At 43.3% G+C, this 15,191-nt stretch carries 11 protein-coding genes; 5 read left to right on the top strand and 6 right to left on the bottom strand.

The window, feature by feature from the left end; genetic code table 11:
• Positions 1 to 69: 69 nt before the first annotated feature.
• Both J0L60_03930 and J0L60_03925 read left to right on the top strand, forming a co-directional pair.
• On the top strand, positions 70 to 954 hold the full coding sequence (locus tag J0L60_03930; protein MBN8545263.1) for a class D beta-lactamase: 885 nt from the start codon (positions 70 to 72) through the stop codon (positions 952 to 954).
• Between the two features lie 255 nt (positions 955 to 1,209).
• Positions 1,210 to 2,925 (top strand): AAA family ATPase, encoded by a 1,716-nt coding sequence (locus J0L60_03925; protein MBN8545262.1) that lies wholly within the window; start codon positions 1,210 to 1,212, stop codon positions 2,923 to 2,925.
• Positions 2,926 to 2,948: 23 nt separating this feature from the next.
• Here the strand turns inward: J0L60_03925 and J0L60_03920 are convergent, their stop codons facing one another.
• A complete protein-coding gene (locus J0L60_03920) occupies positions 2,949 to 4,001 on the bottom strand; it encodes a hypothetical protein (protein ID MBN8545261.1) in 1,053 nt (350 codons plus the stop codon).
• A gap of 91 nt (positions 4,002 to 4,092) precedes the next feature.
• Here J0L60_03920 and J0L60_03915 point away from each other — a divergent pair, with 91 nt between their 5' ends.
• Together J0L60_03915 and J0L60_03910 are read left to right on the top strand one after the other, a co-directional pair.
• Entirely contained in the window at positions 4,093 to 4,794 is a 702-nt protein-coding gene (locus tag J0L60_03915) for an SDR family oxidoreductase (protein ID MBN8545260.1), read from the top strand.
• Positions 4,795 to 4,879: 85 nt separating this feature from the next.
• On the top strand, positions 4,880 to 6,517 hold the full coding sequence (locus tag J0L60_03910) for an RNA-directed DNA polymerase (protein MBN8545259.1): 1,638 nt from the start codon (positions 4,880 to 4,882) through the stop codon (positions 6,515 to 6,517).
• 49 nt (positions 6,518 to 6,566) lie between these two features.
• Here J0L60_03910 and J0L60_03905 read toward each other — a convergent pair whose 3' ends face one another.
• From J0L60_03905 to J0L60_03885, 5 genes are all read right to left on the bottom strand, one after another.
• Positions 6,567 to 9,038, bottom strand: coding sequence for a glycogen/starch/alpha-glucan phosphorylase (locus J0L60_03905; protein ID MBN8545258.1), 2,472 nt, complete (start codon positions 9,036 to 9,038; stop codon positions 6,567 to 6,569).
• A 2-nt stretch (positions 9,039 to 9,040) separates the two neighbouring features.
• Positions 9,041 to 9,601, bottom strand: coding sequence for a dTDP-4-dehydrorhamnose 3,5-epimerase (gene rfbC, locus J0L60_03900; GenBank protein ID MBN8545257.1), 561 nt, complete (start codon positions 9,599 to 9,601; stop codon positions 9,041 to 9,043).
• Positions 9,602 to 9,622: 21 nt separating this feature from the next.
• Positions 9,623 to 10,501: a glucose-1-phosphate thymidylyltransferase RfbA gene (rfbA, locus tag J0L60_03895; protein MBN8545256.1), complete on the bottom strand. Its 879-nt coding sequence runs from the start codon at positions 10,499 to 10,501 to the stop codon at positions 9,623 to 9,625.
• Between the two features lie 395 nt (positions 10,502 to 10,896).
• Positions 10,897 to 11,391: a ferritin gene (locus J0L60_03890; GenBank protein MBN8545255.1), complete on the bottom strand. Its 495-nt coding sequence runs from the start codon at positions 11,389 to 11,391 to the stop codon at positions 10,897 to 10,899.
• A 70-nt stretch (positions 11,392 to 11,461) separates the two neighbouring features.
• A complete protein-coding gene (locus J0L60_03885; GenBank protein MBN8545254.1) occupies positions 11,462 to 13,360 on the bottom strand; it encodes a metallophosphoesterase in 1,899 nt (632 codons plus the stop codon).
• A gap of 95 nt (positions 13,361 to 13,455) precedes the next feature.
• Between J0L60_03885 and J0L60_03880 the strand changes: the two genes are divergently transcribed.
• Positions 13,456 to 15,156, top strand: coding sequence for a hypothetical protein (locus J0L60_03880; GenBank protein MBN8545253.1), 1,701 nt, complete (start codon positions 13,456 to 13,458; stop codon positions 15,154 to 15,156).
• Positions 15,157 to 15,191: the final 35 nt, after the last annotated feature.

Raw genomic sequence — 15,191 nt, 5'->3', positions numbered from 1 at the left:
AATATATCAAAATACAAATATTCCTCTCTTGAAACGCTCTCCGGGGGATATTTTTATGTACCTGATGAAATGAAACAACTGATTAGTTTTGAATCGACGAAACTTATTATTACCGTACCATTATCAACAATTTGGATTGCCAAGCCAATGCTTAACAGACTCTACTTTAAATATTTACTTGCCCTTTTTACAATTACATCCCTTTCGGCTCAGTCACAATCTGAGTTCCAAAAATTCTTTGATGAGATCGGATTTAGAGGAAGCATTACCATTTATGATAAGAAGGCTGACAAGTGGATTTTCAGCGACACCCTTGACGCAAAACTTGAACTGTTGCCCGCATCATCATCAAAAATTTTCAATTCCCTTGTGTTTCTTGAAGAAGGCATTCTAAAGGATGAAAATGAAATCGTGAAATGGGACGGAATTAAAAGATGGGTTGACGACTGGAATCAGGATCTTGATCTCCGCAGGGCATTCAAATTCTCTGCTGGCTGGGTATATTTCAGCCTTGCTCCAAAAGTCGGCAGGGAAAAATATCTCGACTACCTCGACAAATGCGGTTACGGAAATAAATTCATCGGCGCGCATGTCGATTCCTTCTGGATCGATGGCTCCCTGCGGATTTCACCAATACAACAGGTCAATTTTCTCCGAAACCTTGACGCAGAGACACTTCCCTTTTCAAAAAGGACATTCTCAATCGTCAAAAACATCATGATAGAAAAAGAAGATTCAACCAGGATAGTTCGTGGGAAAACAGGCTGGGGCACCGTTCCCGGACAGGATGACACGGGTTGGTGGGTCGGTTATCTGACACTCAAAGACAATGTTGTCTACTTTGCCACCCGGTTGAGGAAGAGCGACGATGGCAGAGACTCCGCATTTTTCACAAGCAGAAGAACAGTGACAGCTAAAATCCTTAAGTATCTAGGCTATGGGGAGATATTTTAAGCGTAATTTCCGTATTCTGTTCCGATTTTATACTTTAAACAGTATAATAATGAAATAAAACAAGCAGAAAGCTCTTAAATCTAACAATACAACAATGGAGATCCGAATATCAGCAGAGTCAGGTATTTCAAGGAATTCATCGAGGGGTTGGGGAGAATACAGTTTTCATAAACAGCCGAAAAGTAATTACCCGGTTACCCGTGAATATTCTGCAAATTGTTATCTTTCAGTCCTTGACATTTATTATTTTGGAACATGAAAAAGCGAATTTATCAGACTCCCGATCTTGAGGCATTAGTTGCGAATGGTGGATATTATGTCGATAAAACGCATTTTATCCCGCTGATAGAGAATTTTGCCAATCCGAATCTCTTTTTCCTGAGACCCCGCCGTTTTGGGAAATCGATGTTCCTCTCTGTTTTAGAACTATACTACGGCATTGAGCATGGAGGTAAATTCGAGGAAATATTTGGCCAATATTACATTGGGAAACCTGAAAATACCACCCCCCTAAAGAACTCCTTTCATGTGATCAAATTTAATTTCAGTGGAATCAGAACCGAGAGCAGTGTTGATATTGAAAGAGAATTTTGTGTCGAGCTGTCCACTAAAATCGCAAACTTTCTAAGTACCTACAATATCGGTTCCATCTCCGAAAGAGAAATTCTGCTTAGCAGTCAGAGCGGTACAGAGTTATTGAGAAGATTTTTTTCGCTCTTTAAGCGGGAAATGCCGAGCGGCAAAATTTACTTGCTGATAGATGAGTACGATCACTTCACCAATGAATTATTCTCTTTCGATCGAGACAGTTTCAAAGAATTTGTCTCCACCAACGGTTGGGTACGCAAATTTTATGAAGTAATAAAACAGTATAACGGCGAGGGCGTAATAGATCGTTTTTTTGCAACCGGAGTAACTCCCGTTACGCTCGACAGCATGACCAGCGGATTTAATATTGCACGGGATATCACTCTCGACAACAGTTTTCACGAAATGGCTGGATTTACGGAAAGCGAGTTGAAAACCCTGATCCTGAATACCCTGAACGGGGATGGTGCATATGACATGGATACACTTCTTGACGATATGCGGTTGTGGTATAATGGCAGCAAGTTTTCCAGAAACGAAGCAGAGCGAATCTACAATCCCCAACTCGTACTCAATTTCCTGATCTCATTCCAAAATTCATGGCGTTATCCTGAAGAGATCACAGATAATAATGTGACAAGTGACTGGAAAAAGATAAAGGACATTGTATATCGCCTTCCGAAACCTGAGGCAGATGCTTTAATTGAGGAAGTTTACACAAATGAATCGATCAAAGGGAATTTGATTACCAGATTTAATCCTGAATTGACTTATACAAAATCAGATGCGATATCCATTCTTTTCTATAATGGTTTGCTGACTATTGACTCGGAAAAATATGGGATTATCAAATATGTCATCCCCAATTATGTGATTAAGAATGTGTACTGGGAATTTCTGAGAGCAGTATATGAGCTGGAGCTGAATCTCCAGATTGATTTGACAGGTAAAACAGAGATTTTTGAGGAAATGGCGGAGAAGGGTGAGATCAATAATCTCGTGAAAGAGACGCAAAGAATCCTGACTCTCCTGACAAATAATGACTTTCAGAACTTCAGGGAGAGCAACCTCAAAATGGTTGTTATTACCCTTCTGTCTCTGAATAAATCTTATATCATCCACAGCGAATATGAAGTTGAAAAAGGAAGGGTGGATATACTGCTGACGAAAAGAGAACCATTTGGAGGCAAATATCAGTTTTTGCTGGAATTCAAATATGTAAAAGTTCAGGACGAAAAAGAGTACGAAAAACGAAAAACTGAAGGCATCAATCAGTTGAAGAAATATCTGGCTTCAGAAAAAATTCGTTCCCTGCAAAATCTAAAGTCTTATCTGGTTATATTCCATCAAAAATCAGAAGGAGAGATAGTAAGGGTTGCTTGATTACCAAGTTATCTTCAATCTCCTCACTCCTCATCTCTTCCCCCAAACCCGATCCCACCCCCAAACTGCATGATCACTTTACCGGCAACTTCTTCAAGGAGAAGCCTGTCGTAGATGGTGTGTTTTTTTGCCTCGGTGGTAATGGTGTCGTAAACCTGCCAGATGGTGTCGGCTTTCTCAATAAACTTGATTAAATCGCGGGTTTGATAAACGGGTAGTGCCCGTGTAATCAAATCTTTGACGCGGAACGAGGTTTTTTTGTCGTATTTTGTGTTTCTGGCTTCTTTCAGGCAAATCTCAAAGTTGTCAACCCATTCTGAAAATTCTGTGGGGAACGATTCCAGCGAACTTGCAAACCCGGGAAGCCCTCCGGAATTATGATAATAGAAGTCTTTTTTTGCAAGTTCACTGCTTACAGCCCCGTTCTTGCACCAGTATCTTAAAATGAAGATTGAGCGGGTCATGGCACCAAATCCTGTCTGCGAGTTTGTGAAGTGCATCGAATACCCCATCCTGTCACCAACCACAGTTTCCTTCTGAATTTTAATCTCTGTAATAAAACGGGTAATGTGGTCATCATGAACAATCTTCTGAACACCAAATTCCTTTATGTACTCGTAAAGATCTCGATCTTCGATGGTCACATAGTTGTTGCCAAGAATGCTTAAAGCAACACCGTCTTCAATTCTTATCTTCACTTCGTTTACTTGATACTGTCTGCCCCTTTTGTAGATGGTGGATAAAAGATCATTGGTGATAGAATAAACGGAGTCGGGTGAAAGATAAGGAAGAATATCCGTGGAGGTGTAGAACCACCTTAAAAGCTTTTCAACAAATACATTTGAGACAGGGAAAAGGTCATTTTTCTGGTTTTCGATTTCAAGGAAAAGACGACCTTCCTTCAAAACGGTCTTGAGAGACCCGGGATTAACTTTAAGAATCTCTACCTTCTTCTTCTCGAGTAGTGAGAAATATTCATCGGGTGTGTAGCTGCTGTTGAATCTTCTGTTGGAATACACTTTTTCTCCGTGTGAAATTTTGGTTGTCGTACTTCCATAGAGTGAGAATAAGAGCACTTTTCCGAATTGTCACCCGTTTTCCCACAGTTTTTCCGGATTATGAACATACTCAATACATAGACTGTTTATGAAAGAAAAAGGAATCGAAATGCAGAAACATTATATAGCCGTCGGATCTTCTTCCGGAATCGGCGAGGAACTGACAAAAAAACTTCTCTCAGCAGGGCACAGGGTCACAGGAATCAGCCGCAGGGAAGTGTCGGGCTTATCCGGAAATTACTCCCATATTCAGGCAGACCTGGCAAATTTGGAGACCGTCCTCCCAAAAATTGAAGGTGCGGTTGATGGACTCGTTTATGCCCCCGGCAGCATAAATCTAAAGCCGTTCAGATCACTTTCTTTGGCAGATTTTCAGAATGAACTGAATATCAACCTCCTCGGTGCAATAAGGACGATTCAACACTTTCTCCCCAATCTGAAACTTTCGGACCAGGCATCGGTTCTTCTTTTTAGCACAGTTGCCGTCTCGACAGGAATGCCTTACCACGCATCCATTGCCTCGGCAAAAGGAGCAATCGAAGGACTCACACGATCACTCGCAGCAGAATTTGCTCCAAAAATCCGTGTGAACGCATTAGCCCCGTCCCTCACAGACACACCCCTCGCCGGAAAGTTGCTCGCAACTCCCGAAAAAGTTGAAGCATCCGCTAAAAGGCATCCTCTCGGAAGAGTGGGAAGCACGGGCGACATCGCATCTGCCGCTGAATTTCTCCTCGGCGACACTTCAAGCTGGATAACGGGACAAATAATCCACATTGATGGAGGGATGTCCTCAGTAAAACTGATGTAAAAATATTTTGGGCTCTCTAAGGGTTTTTCCGGAATAACAGGATTTTGTCCACTCTATCCCTGTAACAAACAATCATCAGGAAAAAATGGACAGCAAAGAACTTTACGCAAAAATTACCGGTCCCGAGAACCTCGAGAGAGCTTTTGTTTATGCATGCAACGAGAGGCAGCACGATTTCTTCCACGACCCGACCGAAATAGAGTGGGCAAAGACTAACCGCGATGCAATTATAAGTTCGATCTCCGAAATCCTCAAAGACCCTAAGTCCTACACACAGCAGACCTCATTTGCGTATTTTCCCCCAAAAACAAATATCTGTCGAAGACGAATGATCTTTATTCCCTTTAAAGATCTGGTTATCAGGTACGCTTTTGTTACCGTTCTTGCCGAACAGCTCGATATACAGCTTTCCGAAAATTGCTTCGCAAACAGAAGAGCCAAAGGGAAATCCATCAAAAAGCACCTTCTGCAAAACTACGGCAACGAGAGCTGGCCCCGGTTCGTTGACTGGCAAAAGGAAATGACGCCCAAATACAAATTCATGATCAAAACCGACATTTCATCATTCTACGATTCGGTCTCCCACAAGTACCTTATTAAAAAAGTTACGGAATCCCTCAACATCAAAGCCGGATCTGATGTCATCAAGCTTTTCGAAAACATCCTCAAGGTAAAGGTTGCAATGTACGGCCACCATCCGGGTTCACAGATCAGACCCGAAACGATGCGACAGGGGCTCGTTATCGGCTGCGGTACCGATGGCTTTCTTGCAAATATCTATCTGAAAGATGTGGATGAACTGATGGCAACCAAAAAAGTCGTGTTCGGAAGATATAACGATGACATGAAAATCTTTTCAAACGACAGGAAGGAACTCGATGATGCCGTTCTCCTGCTGCAGAAATCCCTTCTGACTCTCGGTCTGAACCTCAATTCCGGTAAAACAAGATTGGCTTCCAACGACAAGGAAAAGGAGGAACTTCGATCGAAGGCAGGAGACTATTATCACTACGGTGATGCTGTCGTTGAAATGCCCAACAAAAAGTTTGAAAAATTTCTCGACAAGCATTTCGCAGATGTCAAGCAATTTACTTCCGCATCTGAGATAAAAGACGATGGGGACGGCAGGGACTTCTGTAAATTTCTTTCCGCTCAGTCGAACTCCAAAAAAGGTAAAATAAAGATGGAGGAGAGAGCTCTTTGGCAGGTGGAGGCACTGGGGAATATATTCAAAAATTTTGCCGGGGCATCCAAACATGCTTCATGGCTGATTGTTCAATCCTCTTTCTTTGATGAAGTGAAACCGCAGGTAGCAAAAAGGGCAGTCGAAATTCTTGCAGAGACACTTCTCGATCCTAAAATAAATTCCTATAACCGGTACAGAATTCTCTATTTCTTGATTAACTCCCGAAACAAAAACAACAATTATCAGCCTTACCTAAAGCGGTTTCTTCCCCACAACAAAGACTGGTTTGTCGATCTTTGTAAACAGTTTCTCTCAGAACCTGCGATAGAATGCAATATTATAGCCATTCAGACACTAAGGACTCTTGGCTTCGGAAAAGATGAAATTTCACAGTTCGTTGCCAAACATTGCATCAAACCGCTCGCACAACCGATAGAGAACACACTCCACCATATCTCCGAAAAAACGGAAGTGCAGGTTCCTGAAATAGTCGAGCTGGATGTTTCTGAAGTGGAGGATATTTCGGGATATTTTTGAGGTACACTTGTAGAAGTGTACCCCAAAAGTTAAAATAAGACGGGTCGAATTAATCGACTTTCACCGTTACAGGCTTGATATTCCAGATGTTTTTGGCATAATCTGAGATCGATCTGTCGCTGGAGAATTTGGCAATTCTCGCTGTGTTAAGAAGGGACATTCTGGTCCATCTTTCGCGGTCACGATAGGCTTTTGCTACCTCTTCCTGAACTCTTACATAGTCTTCATAGTCGGCAAGTAACATATAATAGTCACTTCCCAGAAGTGAATCGATAATCGGCTGGAATATGCCGGGCTCAGCAGGAGAGAAACTGTTTCCGGCTATCATGTTGATTACGCGGCGAAGTTCGGGATTTCTGTCGTAGTAATCCATTGGATTGTAACCCTGTGCCCTGAGTGCCAGCACTTCATCAGCAAGAAGCCCGAAAATGAATATGTTCTCATCTCCTACCTCTTCCCTTATCTCTATATTTGCACCGTCCATCGTTCCGATTGTAAGGGCACCGTTTAATGCGAACTTCATGTTTCCTGTTCCTGAAGCTTCAAGACCTGCGGTGGAAATCTGTTCAGAGAGATCCGCTGCAGGAATAATTCTTTCGGCAAGCGAGACACCATAATTTGCAATAAAAACAACTTTTAACTTGTCACCAACTGCTGGATCATTATTTACCACATCACCCACGGCGTGAATAAGCTTAATGATGAGTTTTGCCATGTGGTATGCGGGAGCAGCCTTACCGGCAAAAATCACAGTTCTTGGTGTGGCCTCATATCTCGGATTCTCTTTGATACGGTTGTAGAGCGTAATCACATGAAGTACATTCAGCAACTGCCTCTTGTACTCGTGGAATCTTTTTATCTGTACATCGAAAATTGAATCGGTCGGAACCGTAATCCCGTACTCACTTTTGATGAATTTTGCGAGCAACTGTTTGTTGAACCACTTGATATGGCTCCAGTCGTTCAAAAATTCATGATCATCGGCAAATTTTTCGATTTCGGCAATTTTGTCATTGTGGAGTATCCAGTCATCATTTATTCTGTCGGAAATAAGGGATGAGAGGAGCGGATTTGCATGCCTTATCCATCTTCTGAATGTGATTCCATTGGTTACATTAGTGAACTTGGTCGGGAAAATTCTGTGAAAATCGTTGAAAATCAGTTGTTTCAGGATGTTTGAATGAAGTGCTGCCACGCCATTCACCGAGTGACAGGCAACTATTGCAAGGTTCGCCATCCTGATTCGCTTCTCAGGTCCTTCCCTGATTATCGAAATTTTGCTGATAACTTCATCCGTGAGGTTGAATTTTTCTCTAACATCTGTGAGGAAGTTGTGGTTGATGTCGTATACTATCTGAAGGTGTCGCGGCAGCAATTCTTCAAATATCGAGACAGACCATTCTTCGAGAGCCTCGGGGACGACGGTGTGGTTTGTGTATGCGAATGTCCCCTGGGTGATCTTCCATGCTTCATCCCATGACAAACCTTCTTCATCGATCAGAATTCGCATGAGTTCGGGGATCGCGATTACAGGGTGGGTATCATTCAACTGAATCGCCGTTTTCTCGGCAAATCTGTCAAAAGTATTGTGGTTATACCTGTACTTCCTGATAATATCCTGAAGTGAAGCAGAACTGAAGAAGTACTGCTGTCTTAGTCTCAGGAATTTTCCGCCGGTGTAGCTGTCATTCGGATACAAAACTTTGGAGATGTTTTCCGAGATGTTTTTCTTTTCAACTGCTGCAACATAATTGCCGTCGTTAAATTCCTTAAAGCTGAACTCCTCGTTCGCCCGGGCTGCCCAGAGTCTGAGGTTGTTGACCGTGTCCGATTTGTAACCGGGAACAGGCACATCGTATGCAGCGGCGAGAATCTCCTCGGTATCTATCCAATTGTGCTTCATCTTCCCTTCAGGAGTTCTTATCGAAACCACTCTTCCGAAGTATTTTATTCTGAAAGTCAATTCTCTTCTCGGAATCTCCCACGGACAACCGTATGCGAGCCAGTAGTCGGGCTGCTCCTGTTGTCTGCCATTCACAATTTCCTGCTTGAAAATACCAAATTCATACCTGATACCATATCCAAATGCCGGAAGCTGAAGCGTAGCCATCGAATCGAGAAAACAGGCGGCAAGTCTTCCGAGACCACCATTTCCCAACGCCATGTCGTGCTCAAGCTCCATGATATCTTCGAGGACATAATTGTCTTTGCGGAGAATCTGGCGGCACTCCTCGTAGTAGTCCATGTTGATGAGGGCATTCCCGAGGAGCCTTCCCATTAAAAATTCGAGGGAAAGGTAGTATACTTTTTTCACATTCTGTGTGTTGTATACATGCTGTGTGCGAAGCCAGTTTCTAACGAGCCTGTCACGAATCGAAAGCGACAGGGCATAATACATGTCGTTGTCGGTTACGGTTTGGCGCGTTTTTACGAGAATAAATTCGAGATGCTCGGAAAACTGGTTTGAGAGGGTAAAACTTTCAGGCGACTCGCGGTCGGTAAAAAACAAAGAATTTTTCATTTTTATTGTCTGGCGTTGTAAACAAATTGAGTATCAAGCTGTCCGAGGGGGACTCCCTGGACATCCTTTGGAGAAACTATCCCGGTCTCCACCTTCCAATCGATCCCAAGTTGTGGATCATTGTAGAGAAGGGTTCGCTCCGAGTCTTTATTATAAAATCCTGTACACTTGTAGTGAAAGATTGCTATGTCAGAGAGTACAGAAAATCCATGGGCAAAACCGGGTGGAATCCAAATCTGATGGTGATTTTCTTCCGAGAGGAGTGTCGAATAATGCTTGCCAAAAGTCGGTGACCCTCTCCTGATATCCACCACCACATCGAGAACTGTACCGGAGATTACCTGGCACAATTTCCCCTGTTGAAACGGCGGTTGCTGGAAGTGCAGCCCGCGGATGGTTCCTTTTGATGATTTTGAAAGGTTATCCTGAACAAATTCCATCGAAATCCCGGCTTCAGCCAGTTTTTCCTTGTGGAAACACTCAAAGAAAAAGCCTCTGTGATCTTCAAAGACCACCGGTTTTAATAAAAGTATGCCATCAAGATGGCTTTCTATTGCGTTCAATTTCTCCTCAATTCAAATATATTATCTGTTCTCTTCAAATTCCAGCAAAACTCTTTCGAGATAAGACCGGTACATGCTCTGCGGGATGGAGTTTATGAGAGACCTAAAGCCAGCCACATCCACAAAACCTTTGCTGAACGCGATCTCTTCGAGACATGCAACTTTAAGCCCCTGTCTCTCTTCGATTACACCAAAGAAATTGGATGCCTGAAGCAGTGCCTGAGGTGTTCCCGTATCGAGCCACGCCACACCTCTGCCGACGATTTCGACCCTGAGTGTCTCCTGCTGCAGATAAACATTGTTCACATCCGTTATCTCGAGTTCACCACGGGCAGACGGTTTCAAATTTTTCGATATTTCCACCACGCTGTTGTCGTAGATATAAAGTCCGGGAACGGCATAATTCGATTTCGGTACTTTCGGTTTTTCTTCGATGCTCAAAACCTTGCCGGTTCTGTCAAAATTTACAATTCCGTATCTTTCAGGATCGGTCACGCGGTATCCGAAGATTTTTGCACCCGTTTTGTGTTCCGCTACGGCATCGTAGAAGAATTCAAGGTCACCGAAAAAGATGTTATCACCGAGTATGAGGGTCACATTGTCATCACCGATAAAATCCGCCCCGAGGATAAAGGATTCAGCTATACCTCTGGGTGCATCCTGCAGTTTATATGAAATATTCATGCCAAGGTGACTGCCGTCATCAAACAATTTCTGATAAAGTGGAATTGTCTCCTCGTTCGAAATTATCAGCACATCCTTGATTCCTGCGAGCATAAGAACCGAAAGAGGATAATAAATCAGCGGCTTGTCATAGATAACCGCAAGCTGTTTACTGTAAACTTTTGTTATTGGGTAGAGCCTTGATCCGGAACCTCCGGCAAGAATTATACCTTTCATAGACTTCCTGTTTTAAAAATTAGAATAAATCGAAAAATAAATTTAACAGATTTTTGATTTTACCGGAAATAAATTAGTATAAAAATGGTTCTACAGTTTTTGGAAGGGGAAAATTTCAAAAGAAAGAGAACCAGATATGAGCTATGATCTATGAGCTACCCCGAACCTTGAATTTCGGAAAAGGAGCGACGATCGTCCCGATTGTCCAACCGACAAACCTCTAAACCAACCCGCCAGAGCGGTGTGATATGTTCGTAGCAATAAAAAAAAGGCTGCCCCTCTTCGGAACAGCCTCAAATTCACAGTATTCAGCCATCAACCTTCTGAAATTCAGCCGTATCTCACAGCCTCAATTCCACGAATTCAGCTTATAGCTCATACTTCATAGCTAATACCTATTTAGCCGCTCTTTTTCCCATGTCTCTGTCGAAAAGATAGAGGGAATTTTTCGATTCGCCGATCATTTCGAGTTTGGTTACGACTGCGAGAGCTGATTCCTCTTCTTCGATCTGCTCTTCAACGAACCAATTGAGGAAGGTATTGGTTGAGTAATCTTTTAGCTCATGTGCAAGTTCAACAAGTGAAAAGATGCTTTTTGAGATATACTGTTCATGTTCAAAAGCAGCTTTCAATCCATCAAGCGCGCCATTCCACTCGCTCTGTGGTTTTGCGATGGCTTCGAGGGTTACTTTACCGCCCCGGGTGTGCACATGATCAAAAATTTTCATTGCGTGAGCATATTCTTCACTTGCCTGTACTTTGAAGTAGGCTGCAAATCCTGAAAGATTTATCGACTCATAGTAAGTGGCAAGGCTTAAATATAAATATGATGAGAACATCTCTTTATTGATCTGTTCATTTAATGCTTTTTCCATTTTTTCGCTTAACACGGTTGCCTCGTTTTTTGTAATTAGAATTCAAAAAATTGATTTTTTTATATATCAATATAGTAACAAAGAATTATTGTTTTGTGTTCAACTCAAAAGATTCGATTTCTTCAAGCGTGTCAGGATTTACCGTTTCAACTGTAACCCTGTCACCATCCACGGTGATGAAAACAAGTGCATTTCTTGTGGTAAACGACTTACAATACTCGCTCCAAGGGAGTTTTTCCTTCGCATAATAAGGTGCACCGGCCGCTCCGTTGTTGATCTGAAAGATTGTCCTGCTCAACTTCACTTTTTTCTTGTCCCAGTTTTCAGGATACATCTTCATCTCAGGGTTTATCACGAGGTGGTTATAGTTGTGCTCGTCACCTGTGAGGACAGCTCTGGTTTTCTTCGACTTATTCACCATCAGATCGAGGAACATGTCGCGTCTCTCGATAATGCCTGTCTCCACATCCTTTCCGGCGATTCTTGCCCTCACGGAATTGTTGCCCGAGTACCACATGTCATCTCCCGAATGTCCGCCATTTGGGAACAAAGGAGTGTGAACCGAGACAAAAATGTGCTTGATGCTGTTGTCAGCTTCATATTCGAGCAATTTCTTGGCAAACCAGTTGAACTGATTCTCCATTATATACGCATGCGGATTTCCGGAAAGCCCCGGATTAGCTTTAGCATCGGGTGAAAACCAGTAATTTGAATTCATCACGATCATTGCACTGTTGCCAAAAGTGTAGCTGTACGCAGTTTCACTGTACGACGGGAAATCAATGGTTGAAGGGCTGGGATCATATTTCGATCCGTCCTCTGAAATCAGCTCTTCGTTGAGGGGATTCACCAGCTCATCGGCAAATACAGTCTCGGCAGAGAGTGAGTCGAAAGGAAATCTGTCCACTCTAAGATTCCGGGCAACCTTGCTTTCATCAATAAATCTGATGTGTTGTCCCTCGTGGTTACCCATGGTAGTGTATATCGGGAAGTATGCAGCGAAGGGTTGCACTGCATTTTTCCAGTTACGGAACTGCAGCCTCTGCTCCTCGGGGTTGTAGGAGTAACCGTTGATAAGATCACCCGTGAATTGCATGAAATTCACGCCCCTTTGACTGGCGAGAGCCATAATTTTCCGCATTATGTAAACATTTGAGCCAAAGAGACTCCTCTCACCACCACCTTGTGATGCCCTCGAATCACTTGCATAAGCGAAAGTAAATTTGGAATTGTCGCCCTTCCGGGGTGCGGTCTTAAATTTTTGCTCGAAAACTGTGTTTCCCGCTCTTACCGTATATACATATTCCGTGGAAGGCAGCAGTTCCGTGACCAAAAGTTCGTGTTTCCTGCCGGGCTCAAGTTCATATTCCCTCTTCCCGACCGTAACTGACGATTCGGTAACAAAATTTGTTCTGAATGAAATGATTGCGGAATTTTCAGTCACGACATTCACAAACGGACCGTCCACTATTGTATTTGAAACCATAAAAGGTTCACCAGCCACAAACTCCACTTTCCCGTCATACAGCATCGCACCTGCCGAATTGGTGATACGGTATCCGAGCAACCCGTATCCATTCTTCTGCCAGTCAATCATGTCATATGTGCCCGAAAGAGTTCCTCTGATATCAACGGAGCAGACCCCCTTTTCTATCGCAACGCTTTTGTTGAACCAGACAGGAAGCGGATACTTGCCGTCACCCACGGGAATCAATCCGTAGTAAAGTGTACCATTAAGAAGTGTATCACCGAAATTGAAGGAAAGCCCTTTGGAGTTGCCCGAAATTCCTGAGATGAATTTCTCGACATCATAACGCGGGTTACCGGCTTTTTCGTATAACTTTCTTCCATCCTCCTCGAAATAATAAAGCCTTTTGGAGGCATCATATTTGATATTTGAATAGGAGGCAGGCACCTCCTGACTGAGCGCGTTTGTTGCGAAAAGAATAAAAAGAACTGCTGTTGAAAAAATATATTTGTGCAAAATAGAATCCGTTCACATTTCATTATAATGATTATCAATTCAAATATATTAATTTTTTCCTCAATAAATATTATTTTTTCAAAATTCGATCATCCATGTCACAATTTCACGGCACAATTTCAATCAATGACGGGAAGCTCCTCCTCTTTTCCGGTGAGCAGGATCTTTCGGCACCCGATTTTCAATCCACCGGTCCCAATCTCATCCTTGCCCGGCATGGTGACTATTTGAATTTATGCCTGTCCGGTTTTGCAGTCTCATTAGAGGCCAACAGGGCAAAAATTATAACTGCGGAAAACCAGCAATACTTCTCCGAAACAAACAATCCGAAGCTTCCTTCCGGCCACTATGCGGGAGTTTATGTAGGTGAAAAACACATCCGTTTTTTTACCTGCGGGTCCGGATTGCGTGACATATATTTCATACAAACGGATGACCACATCCACTTCTCAACAGATTATCATACGCTTTTCCCCGTGGCAACTCCCGGTTTTGACCCCAAATCTCTCGGAAGCAGATGGCTCCTCTACAATCAGTTGAGTAACAGAAGTGTATTCAGGGACTATACCAGAGTCTGCTCGGGACAGGAATTTATCTTCGAAAAAGAGACTTCGAAATTCCATGTCACGGAGGGAACCGGCAGTCTCAAACAAGAACCGGCTAATTCCCCTGATTCCGAGGAAAAATTTACCGGTGCAATTAAATATTTCTTCACCTTGCAAAAGGAGAGCGGGCGACCGTTGGAGTTGAGTCTTTCCGGGGGTCTCGACTCACGGGTTTTGTTAAGCCTGCTTCTCTCGAGTGACATCCCTTTTTCGGCACACTCTTTCGGCTATCCCGATGACCCCGACGTGGCAATGGCAAGGAAGCTCTGCGAAAAAACGGGTGTGAACTTTACTAATTACACCCCCGATGAAATGACCCTCGAGAGCGCCATTCGGGATGTGCGGCTTCATGCCCGGTACTCGCTATTGAACCACCCGGCAACATCTCCCAATAACCTCGGTTATTACAAAAAAGTCGCTGAGAACGGATCGCCGGTAATTATTGACGGCGGATTTGGCGAGCTATGGAGACGACAGTTTTTCTACAAACTCTCAATAATGGGGAAAGAAGTCATTCTAAAAAGAGACTGGCCCGCGATTATCCCCTACCTTCGCCACCATAAAGCTGATATTTTTAGAAGTGAGGTGCTTGCTGAAATGGAAAGGGGCGTGATTCATGAGTTGGAGGAGGTGTCCTCCTCCCTTCCTGATCCTGAAAAGATCGGTGTCGAAAACTGGATTGATGCCTTTGCACTCAAAACCCGTCTCTCCAACTATTACGCACCGGAACAAACGATGATTGACTCCGTCGCCACATCTTTTATGCCCTATATCCAGAATAATGTGCTGGATATCCTCTTTTCGACACCTCTCGAAATGAGGAAAAACAGCACCATGCTTAAGAGGATAATCAGGAAGAATGCTCCAATTCTCGCATCGATGCCGCTTGTGAAGGGGAGAACAACAGTGCCGTTCGGTCTCGGCAGCCTGGGATCCAGTATCTGGTCAAAATTTTCGTCTTTAACGGAAAAAAGAGCCACAGCGGGGAATGACCATGAAACACAAAAACTGTTATTGCTTAGGGAGTTTGTCTGCGATCTTGCAAAATCGGGGAAGGTGAGAAACAGCGGCTGGCTTGATGATGCTAAAGTTGCGGAACTTCTGAAATTCTACAACGGCGACAATTCAAAAAAGAATGAACTTGCCTGGCTCATCTCTTTCATCGCTCTTCTCGACATCATGAAGCAATAAACGACAAAGCCGCGGTACCCCGCGGCTTTACATAA

Source organism: Ignavibacteria bacterium (assembly GCA_017302895.1).
In the GTDB taxonomy this organism is placed as follows: domain Bacteria; phylum Bacteroidota; class Ignavibacteria; order Ignavibacteriales; family Ignavibacteriaceae; genus UTCHB3.
The sequence above is the reverse complement of the archived record's forward strand: the minus strand, read 5'-3'. Positions and strand labels throughout refer to the sequence as shown.